The organism is Streptomyces aurantiacus JA 4570 (assembly GCF_000414115.1).
GTDB classification, from domain to species: Bacteria; Actinomycetota; Actinomycetes; order Streptomycetales; family Streptomycetaceae; genus Streptomyces; species Streptomyces aurantiacus_A.
Genome location: NZ_AOPZ01000402.1, coordinates 1 through 1,089 on the forward strand (window position 1 = coordinate 1; position 1,089 = coordinate 1,089).

1 protein-coding gene is annotated in these 1,089 nt (G+C 76.5%); it reads left to right on the plus strand.

Going from position 1 to position 1,089, the window contains the following annotated elements:
- Positions 1 to 1,069 (plus strand): HD-GYP domain-containing protein (locus STRAU_RS31830; RefSeq protein ID WP_052029376.1); only part of this gene is annotated, 1,069 nt, incomplete at its 5' end.
- Positions 1,070 to 1,089 lie beyond the last annotated feature (20 nt).

Genomic DNA, 1,089 nt, shown 5'->3' on the forward strand with positions numbered 1-1,089 from the left:
GGCGGCGCAGCTCGCCCTGGCGGCCTGGGCCTCCGGGCAGGCGTACGCCGCGTTCGGCGGGCCCGGCGCGGCCTCGGCGCCCGACTTCCCGTACGTGCTGCTGCCCGCCGCGGCCGCCGTGCTCGCCTTCGCCGGGGTGCTGACCGTCCTCGACGGCGGGATCCTCGTGACGGCGGAGCGGGTGCCCGCGCGGACGGCCTGGCGCGGGCTGCTGACCAGGTCGCTCGCGCCCGTCGCCGTGCACGGCCTCGCGGGGCTGATGATGGCCGTCCTCTGGTCCAGCCCCTACGGGTCGCCGGCCGCGCTCCTCGTCCTGCTCCCGATGGGCGTCTCCTGCTGGGTGTTCGCCCAGTACCACCGGGAGCGCTCCGCCCACCAGGCCACCATCCGCGCGCTCGTGCAGGCCGTCGACCTCAAGGACCGCTACACCCGCGGCCACAGCGAGCGCGTCGGCCGCGCCTCCGTGCTGATCGCGCGGGAGCTCGGCATGGACGACGAACGCGTGGAAGTGCTGCGCTTCGCCGGGATCCTGCACGACGTCGGCAAACTCGGCGTCCCCACCCGGCTGTTGCGCAAGGAAGGACCGCTGACCGCACAGGAGCGCCGGGTGATCGAGCTGCACCCCGAGTACGGACACGAGATGGTCCGCGGCATCGGCTTCCTCGGCGAGGCGCGGGCGGCGGTCCTGCACCACCACGAACGCATCGACGGCAGCGGCTACCCCTACGGCCTGACGGGCACCCAAATCCCGGAATCCGCACGGGTGGTGGCCGTCGCCGACGCCTTCGACGCCATGACGTCCACCCGCTCCTACCGGCGCGCCCGGCCCGTCCCGGCCGCCGTGGCCGAACTGGAGCGCTGCGCCGGGGCCCAGTTCGACGCGGCGATGGTGGAGGCGCTGGTGCGGGCGCTCGAACGGCACGGGTGGGATGCGGAGGTCACGGCCGGGGGCGGCGGCGCCGGCGGGGTGCCCGCGCCCGTGGCCCACGAAGTGCCCGAAGCCGTGCCGGGCCGGGCTCCCGGAGCCGCGGCCGACATCCCCGCGACGTACCGCCCCGCCCGGCGGTGACCCCACGCCCCGGCGCGCCC